Here is an 8,281-nt window from a genome sequence, read left to right as displayed (position 1 = left end):
TTAAGGTCTGCTGGCGTAAGAGGAGCCGTTCGTATAACTTCTGTCAGCATCGAGTTATGATCACGAGTTGTCGCGACCCGCTCCGTTCGACACATTACCTTGAGGAGAGCCTGTTCGAGTTCGGCCTTTTTCCCCGGATAACATGCCGAACCCTTCGCGCAGGCGTGGAGCGTCGTTCGATGTTCTGACAAGAGAATTTTAACCTCATCAACCTTGTCGAGGTCATTGAACAGAAAATTTAGCGTCCGGATGAAATCTGGATAGTGGTCCTCCTCGTCATTCTCCTGGTCGAGGGTGAACATCTTGTAGGGCGTTGCGGAAAGCAGGAGAACGCGAACGTCGGGATGTTCAAAGAGCGCGGTCGCCAGCATGGAGGCTTCGTCATCGCCGTCCAGCAAGTGTTTGAATCGTTGGAACTCATCAAGGATAACCAGGTCGGGCTCAAGAGCGGAAAGGCACACTGAAGCCAGCTTGCTTCTGAGCTTTCCGATCAGGTTGTAGCGAAGCTCGGAGTCCTCCCAGGGGATTCTGCTGTAGTCCCGGTAACGAGCAAAGCGTTCACAGCCTTCCTTCAGGGCCGCATACAGTTCGGCATTATCAAGAACTGCCCGGCGGAAAGCCTTGGAAAGGTCTGCATCCAGATCCTCCGCAGGGAGGTTTTTGGCCTTGGCTCGCCAATTATCCTTTCCTGCTGTCGCCTGAAGAATATTGAGCAGGCCAACACGCAATCCCCTACGTCGCTCATTTTGCGCCAGGGGCAAGTCGTACAGCAGCCGATAGAGGATGGCTCGCTCGTCGGCATGCCCCCCTCGACTACGGGCATGGTCGAAGGCGGTGCCGGGCGTCAGGCTGATGAAATTTACCTTGTTCTTTCGTAGTGACCGCACTTGTCTGGGGAGGTAAGTCAGTCGCGTGGCGATTGAAAAACCATCCGTCTTGCTGACATTGAGCCGATTGACATTCTGGGTCGCGATGGCGGCATTAGAGCAGATGTAAATCACATCGACCCGATCCACCTGGCCATGCAGGTGCTCCAGGGTCTTGGCGATGATTCCCCGGGCGACAAGCGTTTTCCCGAGCCCAACTTCATCGGCGATCAGAAAACGGGAAGTTGGGTCATCGCCGTAGAGCCGCTTGAAGACGTAATCCACGGTCTTTCTCTGGAAATCTTTCAGACCGGCCAAAGCGGGAGCTGATAGAAAGCGGTTGCTATGCATCACGCCCCCTGATGGCCGATTCAAAAACCTTCCAAAGGTCTAAAAAATCCTCGGGGATAATTGAATTCTTGTTTCCCTGGGAGAGATCACGAACCAGCCCCGAGATTTCCGACAGTCTTTCCGGATGTCGACTGTACGTGCGGGTCAGCTCTTCCAGTAGTGGGATATCTTCACCGTCGGCCAACCGAGCTAACCATTTAGCAAACCCGGAGCCACTGCCTGGATCAAGTCCGGATACCTTATCATCACCCAGCAAGAGCAGGAGATAACGAAGGAATCCGTCCCGATTGCTGATCACCGTTTGCAAGATGGCGGAGTTGCGTTCCTCTGGAATGCCTGTGACGGGAAGGTTGAGCACAAATCTGGCCGTAACATCCGGATGGTTGGTCCTAAGCTCAAACGCAATAAGGCCGGTTACAGAAGAAGCGGAGAACTCTCCAAGCATGATCCCGCCATGAGCATCGCTGCCCAGGATGTCCACCGCAAAATCTCGTATGACGGTTATCGGCCATGCAGAAGCCCTGACGATCCCCTCAAGGGGTGGGATTTCTCCAGTTAGCACCAATGCCCACAGACCGTCCTTCGATCCAGGGCTGCACTCGATAGACAGAGCTACTTCAGATATCCGGGAGCGAGCCCTCTCAACAGATTCCTCAGCCGCCTGTCGGACAGCATCGATCTCCGCGTCCTTGGTCGTGTCGAAATCTACTAGATATTCTCCTAATCCGTCAGCGCCAAGAAGTTCGTCGATGCCGCCGACTTTACTCTTCCTGCCGACCAGCCCTACCAGCATCTCGATATTTTTCGAAGCGCTCAGCGCCGCGTTGGTTGCATTCGCGGACCCCATTACCACATGGGTGTAATCTGAATAGTATCGGGTCTCAAACAGATAGACTTTCGCATGGAGGCCGGTCGCAAACGGCTGCTCGGTGGTATCGTCTTCCTCGCCATCCTCGGTCTCCGCTGCGTCGTCCAAATGAAGGCATTGCGTGAAGAGATCGAGAGTGGCCTTCTTCAGAGCTGATAATGACTCCGGACGTGAGATGAGCGCATCAGCGGATTTGGTTTTTTTCACCAATGCTCGCAGAGCTTCGTCAGAACAGAACGGCGAGATGACGGCCATTCGATTCGCCGTGGGAGGCTCCCAGTCAAACCCTTTCGTTCCTGGAAGGTAGAAGGTCAGCTCGTCAAAGCCGTCGGGGAGTTCCCACTGGACTCGATGTAGCTCGTCCGCGAATCTCAGCGCTTGTTCGCTCCTGCCCGATGCTGTTGGACCGGTAGCCAGATCAGGAAGCGTCTTGAAGAAATGTGCCAGCGGTTTATTTGATTTGGACTTCCGGCCTGCAATCGTGCCTTCGAGTTGAAGTGACAGGTCCCAGGACTGATCGGTGGTCATATTCCTCGTCAGCACCACCAGACGATACATCGAGCTGCTTTGATCAGGGCTGATAAAGCGGATTGCCCAGACTTTTGGATGGAAGACGCCTCCGCCAGGGGCCGTTACCTCGACAACCATTTCCTCCAGAAACCCAAACAAGGGGTTGGGCTTGGCAATCTGGGGCACCTGAATCCGTCCTCGTTGCACATAGACGGTGATGCGTTTCGAGTACCTGCTGATGGCTTCAAGCACAGACAACGGGTCAGGATCGGTCTGACCATCCGCCGCCATTAACGCCAGATAGACAGGTGCCTCAAGCAGTAGGGCTGGGTCCATCGAAAAGGTGGTCGCAACAGCCTCGTCGAACATCATCCCCGGCGGTGGGGTCAGTGCAGAGGTATAAAGGCTCCGGGAGTTTGGGTTCAGCATTGCTCCTCCCGGTTCATCCCCTGGTAAAGGTCGTTCAAAAGCACCTTCACATTCGGCCAGCGATAAACGAGTCTTCCGACGCCGGAGTACCCGCCCCACTGCTCGAGCGCCCTCTGGTTCCTGAATCGGGAACGCGTGCCCTTGAGTTTCATTTCTCTTCTTTTGATTAGAGTGAGCGCCTCGGCGTTAGAAAGGAGGTCGTTGGGGGACTTCCGGGTATGGTCGATCCATTGCTGAACGAAGGATCTCGTTTGCGGGGTGATGGTGTGGCCATGATCCATCGTCAACTCCCAGAGGCGGCTCACAGACCAGGCGCGAATTTCCTCCAGGGGAAGATTTGCGGTCCATTCGTCGAAACTTGCCTGATGCTCGGCGACAAGGTCGTCATGGTTTCGAAGCCTGGCGAGCTGAACGTTGTACGAGAGCGCCGCCCCATGCATCACCTCCGAGAACAGCCGTGCATGGATCAGGAGTTCTTTATGCTGTTCGGAAAAGCGGCCGTAATCCGGATGTTCCCATGGGGCTTGGGTGTCGGCGGGTTCGCAGTGCAGCGCCAAGAACGAGAGAAGGCTGTTGGGACGAGCAACATGGATGCGATCTCGAATAAACTCGGCTTCTTCCCGGGATAAAGCGAAATTCACCGTTGAAGGGAATTCTTCCGGAGGTGCTGGCAATCGAGGATGCCAACTGAGAGCGGCCATCCGCTGATCAACGTCGACATCGTCTCCTCGTGCCTTTGCGTCTTTCTCAAGAGCCTTCAGGGAATTTCGGCGGCGGTAAGTTTCGTCGATGCGCCTGTGATATCCGTCCTGCGAGAATGGTGTAATGCGTATTCCCCAGACACCGAGACCGGCCCAGTAGACGGAGCTGGGCAACCGTTTGAGCCTCTTTCCTGCGGTTTTTCCAAATACGCCAGCCTGATCATCGGAATCCATCAATGGCTGAACCAGGTCTCTTTCCAGATTGTCAGCCTGGATCGCAAAATTCTCCGCAGGTAGTCGCTTCTCTTCCAGAGAATGGTAAATCCATGGCACGAAAAGCATGTAGCGGAGGCGCGTCTGGATCGTGCTTGTTCCTGGGAACAACTGATCGGCAAAGCTGTCCCGCACGGAGCCGAGCCCAAGCTCGTCACGACTTTCCTTTTCCTGGAAAAGGGAAAGGATGCGAAGCGTGCGTTCCCTCGCTTTCGAGTCATGATCAATCCAAGCAAGGAGGGAAGGCATGATTTAGTTGTCCTTCAATTTCAACAGCTCATCGTCCAGACCATAGCGAACCACATCGATACGCTCGCTGCGTTGGGATACAAAGTCTCCGGTCATCACGGGGAGCTGGAATGGGAAGAATGCCGGGTTGTTCAGTAGCAGCCCCAATGCCCCCTTGGCCTCCGGGGTGGCCAGGAGTGCGGACTCGAACATCAGGATGGCCAGGTTTGGCTCGGCAATGCTCACAGGAGCGGCTTTCTCATAGCAGCCTTTAGCCTCGGAATCTTTCAGGACTCCCCAGGCGACAAAGGAGCGGATGACAAATCTCGCATAGCGGCTCACGGTCTGCCGGTCGCCATACTGTTCCTTCAGGCGATTGATGATCTGCGTCTGGGTCACCTGGTCCTGCAAGGCCAGCAGACGGCCGGTCTGCCGGGCCACATTGAACCAGAAGGGATAGACCGCCGAGATCATCCCCCAGTGGATCGCCAGGGCCATGGACGGGTTTTCCCGAAGAAACGCCAGCGAGGCATCCCGGAATGGAATCAACTCGGGGTCAGGAGAGCCCCAGACCTTCATCAGATTGTTGACGACAAAGGTCCGAGTCTGATCGCTTCTTTCGCCCTCTGAGCCGTTGCCTTTTCGATCCGCGAGGAACTCATGCAGCTCCTGGCGGATGGTTTTGGCGTCGACCCCCGCCAGCAGAAGATTGGCTGCTTTCTGCATCCACTCGAAACGAATCGCCTGCTTGATGCCGATGGCTTCGTGTCTTTTGCCCATCACCGTGTCCTCCTTTCAAACTTCACAAGGGGCACGATGACTTCTTCGATGGCTGCACCGCCGTGACCTACGATGACATCTCCTGGGTTCACGAATGCGTCGCGGCCACCGGCCACCAGAGGGAAATAATCTGCTGGCAATCCGACCGGCTGCCACTCGTGGGCAAACGGGAAGGCCCCAGCCACCTGAGCGCGGAGTTCCGGAGTGGGATAGACACGAACCCGCTCGCCGCGAGTTTCGGCAATCACACCTTCAGACGGGCGGCCTTTGCCTTCGCATTGGGTGTTACCGTGATCGGCCGTTAGCCAGACATCATAGCCGTAGTCCAACAGTTGTCCGACCAGTTCGGCCAGGAATCCACCCTGGCACCACTGTTTGATCTGGTTGTGCATCCCAGCCGAGCCGAGTTGCATGCCGTGCATGATCTTGTCCACCTTGTCCACGACCAGTCCCACCACCTTGGTTTCCCGGGGGTGAATTGCAGAGTCGAGGATCCCGGCAGCGTCTCCGTCACCAAGGCCGCGCTTGTAAGCAACATCCAGCTGGGACAGGCCATGGCCTTCCCAGAACTGCTTCCAGAGTTTCTCTTCGCTGTTGGTCGAGTTGATGGATGACGGGAAATAGAGAGGCGGCTTGCCCGAGAAGATCGATTGCCGCGATACCGAGGTCAGCGTCGGAATCCAGGCGAAGGTCGCGGATTCGCGCATGACCAGATTGGCATCCTGCTTTTGCAGAAGTTGGCGAATGGTCACCCACTGGTCCAGGGCCAGGCCGTCAACCACGATCAGCGCGGCGCGGCTGCTACCGGTGTCCTCAATATCCCGAGCCAGGCGGCGCGGCACATGGTGCAGCATGGCCGGATTGGTCGGCGGCAAGTTGATCAGACTGGAGTAGTGGTCGGCCAGCCAACCGGCAAAGGTCGTGTTCAGTGCGGCGCCGATTTCCTTGAGCCGGGTCTGATGCTCGGTGCTGTTGCCGCAATGAACCAGCGAAGAGAGCTCGGCCCATTTCAGCGCGAAAGCGACCCAATCAGAGTAACGCGCTTCCGCAGTGGGCAGCTCCTTCTCGACAAGGCCAAACAAGCGAGAGATCCGCAGCTCGTCATCGTCCACGCTGGAGGTGGCGATGCCGCTTCGAATCCAAGACCCGGCATCCACTTCAATGCCTTTGGCCTCGACAGGGGTGAGTTTCCCCTCCAGGAATAGGTTGTCGATGTATACCTTGATGTCCTGATGGTCGAACTGCAGGCGGTCAGGGCCGGGATACTTGAGACCGTATTCCGGCGAATCTTCCCGTACCTGATTAGCGCTACCAAGCCTGGAAATAAATAGCGGCCAGCGTTCCTGCAAAAAGGTGAAGAAGGCTTCATCGTCCGGAACGATTTCAGAGAGCGGCCAGGCTTTGAACCAATCATGACCTTTAAGTACCTGGATGAGTCGCTCGGCCAGCATCATTGGGAGTTGTAGGTTGCCATAGTGCAGGCGGAGTAGTGCCTTTAACAATTCGACTTCATTGTCTATCGAGTCAAGAGGGAGTTTGAATACTGAGCGGAGAATGAAATCCTTGGTGGCGTTGTCGCCCATGCGATCCGGCGGCGACTTGCGCTGGGCCTCAAAAAGTGAATCCAGCAAGCTCCTGTCAAGCTTTTCAATGACGGGATAGCTCAGGTTGGGAAAGATATCCCCCAGATTGAATGAAAGCTTGCGGCCCGCCTGGAGCAGGTCGTAAGGCAAGGATTCCAGCTCCGCATCCTGCAAGCGGAGGACTACCACCAGATCGGTGCGCTCACCCTGGTCCCAGATTGAACGGTACTTGGACTCATAGGCGTATCTGAATTCGACAGGGTCACTGAATTCGATCAGGTCGAACCCGCGCCCGCGAAGCTCCAATGCCAGCTTCTCCTCGGTCAGAAGACAATCCGGGTCCGCGACCAGGGTCAGCTTGCTGACATTGGGCACAAAGTTATTCAGTATGGCGTATCGCCAAGTGTTCAATTTCGGCACGCGACCTCCTTCATGATGCCGAAGCCGCCAGCCCCAGTCCGTCGATAGCGTTCGATCATCCCCGCGCGTAGCACTGCATCCTGGGCCTCGAACACCCGCCAGACTTCAGCTTCCTCGTCTGCGGGCACCGAGAAGGACAGCTCAACCGCGTAGCGGCGCATTCGCTCCAGCGTCGCAAGCGCGTACTTCCAGTTGACCATTGGTTTAATCAACAGTACCTCGCGTCGACGTTCCGACTCGAGCGCGAGCGGATGCACCATCACCGACCATTCGCCGTTCGGGCGATGTTCGACGCCCACGGCGGAGAGGGCGATGTCAAAGCACGTTAGCCGATCGGCGAGCGTGCTTGGCTCGGTCCTGTGGGGAACCTCGACTATGCTCCCGGCGACATCGAAGGCATCGGCACAAGGTCGCTCGCCGGTAGGTCGAGCACCGCGAGTCCGTAGCGCCTCGAGAAGCAGAGTGCGGTCATGCTCCGAGGGGGCCCACAAGTCAAGGTCTCTCGGCGGACGGCCTGTGATCAACGATTTAAAGGCACCACCAGCTAGGAAGAAGCGCGCGCCATTGTCCAATCCGATCGTCGCTGCAATTTCGCGACGGGCGAATTCGAGGACGTCTGTTTCGGCCAGGCCGCAGAGCGGACCGGGGTGCGTTGCCTCGTAGTCCCGGTAGGCCACATTAACACCGTTTTCCGTGGGCCAGAAGAAGGCCCCTTCCAGATACCAAGGCCAGTCGTCGAGACCGAACTGCTTGCCGAGCAGGCGTGCGGCCGTTGCTATCACGAGCGAGTCGTGTGTCACAAAGACATGTATGCCGGGGCGGCTCGCGGCTTCGGCAAGCATCGACTGAACAAGGAAGCGCGCGGCCTCGTCGGGGCGCGCCATACCTGGCAGCGCCCCAGTTTCGTTGATGAGGTGACGTATCACGCCCTTGTGGCCGAGCTGCTCCCAGTTCGCCCAGGCGCGCCGCCCGTCGAGGACAAACACGCCCGGATCGCCAAGGAGTCGATTTGGGACAGCGGTGATGTCCGTGCCAGCTCCTTCCGCGACTGCCTGAGCTGTTTGGACGCAACGCAAAAGAGGGCTCGATTGGAGCGTGCACAGCCGACCGCGGAGTAGGCCTCCCAGCTTGAGCGCGAGTCTTTGCCCAACATCGGTGATTGGGAGAGCGTAGCCTACGTCATCCGGCGGCAGGTGATTACGGACTGAGTGCCTGAGGAGAACGACGACGGCGCGGTCAGTTGGCGCTTGTTCAAGGAGGTGCAGCATCGAT

Annotated in this window: 6 protein-coding genes; all 6 read right to left on the bottom strand. The window is 57.0% G+C overall.

What is annotated here, in order from left to right; genetic code table 11:
• Positions 1-1,217: DEAD/DEAH box helicase family protein (locus tag QQS14_RS07020; protein ID WP_486660045.1), on the bottom strand; the 1,217-nt coding region annotated here is incomplete at its 3' end.
• A complete protein-coding gene (locus tag QQS14_RS07015; RefSeq protein ID WP_285906257.1) occupies positions 1,210-3,024 on the bottom strand; it encodes a phospholipase D family protein in 1,815 nt (604 codons plus the stop codon). The genes QQS14_RS07020 and QQS14_RS07015, both read right to left, overlap by 8 nt.
• Positions 3,018-4,247 (bottom strand): DUF6361 family protein, encoded by a 1,230-nt coding sequence (locus QQS14_RS07010; protein WP_285906256.1) that lies wholly within the window; start codon positions 4,245-4,247, stop codon positions 3,018-3,020. Before QQS14_RS07010 ends, QQS14_RS07015 begins: the two co-directional genes overlap by 7 nt.
• A gap of 3 nt (positions 4,248-4,250) precedes the next feature.
• Complete coding sequence (locus QQS14_RS07005) at positions 4,251-5,006, bottom strand: hypothetical protein (RefSeq protein ID WP_285906255.1); 756 nt, start codon at positions 5,004-5,006, stop codon at positions 4,251-4,253.
• Positions 5,006-7,009, bottom strand: coding sequence for a BREX-3 system phosphatase PglZ (gene pglZ, locus QQS14_RS07000; protein WP_285906254.1), 2,004 nt, complete (start codon positions 7,007-7,009; stop codon positions 5,006-5,008). Before pglZ ends, QQS14_RS07005 begins: the two co-directional genes overlap by 1 nt.
• On the bottom strand, positions 6,997-8,277 hold the full coding sequence (locus QQS14_RS06995) for a histidine phosphatase family protein (RefSeq protein WP_285906258.1): 1,281 nt from the start codon (positions 8,275-8,277) through the stop codon (positions 6,997-6,999). The genes pglZ and QQS14_RS06995 overlap by 13 nt, the downstream gene beginning before the upstream one ends.
• Positions 8,278-8,281 lie beyond the last annotated feature (4 nt).

The organism is Pseudodesulfovibrio pelocollis, from assembly GCF_030282845.1.
Classification (GTDB): domain Bacteria; phylum Desulfobacterota; class Desulfovibrionia; order Desulfovibrionales; family Desulfovibrionaceae; genus Pseudodesulfovibrio; species Pseudodesulfovibrio pelocollis.
Note: the sequence above shows the minus strand (reverse complement) of the source record. Positions and strands in the feature narration are given on the sequence as shown.

Excerpts from the sequence above, each read along its gene's own strand:
- QQS14_RS07005 (WP_285906255.1), bottom strand. The coding sequence starts at position 5,006 with ATGGGCAAAAGACACGAAGCCATCGGCATCAAGCAGGCGATTCGTTTC.
- QQS14_RS07010 (WP_285906256.1), bottom strand. The coding sequence starts at position 4,247 with ATGCCTTCCCTCCTTGCTTGGATTGATCATGACTCGAAAGCGAGGGAA.
- QQS14_RS07015 (WP_285906257.1), bottom strand. The coding sequence starts at position 3,024 with ATGCTGAACCCAAACTCCCGGAGCCTTTATACCTCTGCACTGACCCCA.
- QQS14_RS06995 (WP_285906258.1), bottom strand. The coding sequence starts at position 8,277 with ATGCTGCACCTCCTTGAACAAGCGCCAACTGACCGCGCCGTCGTCGTT.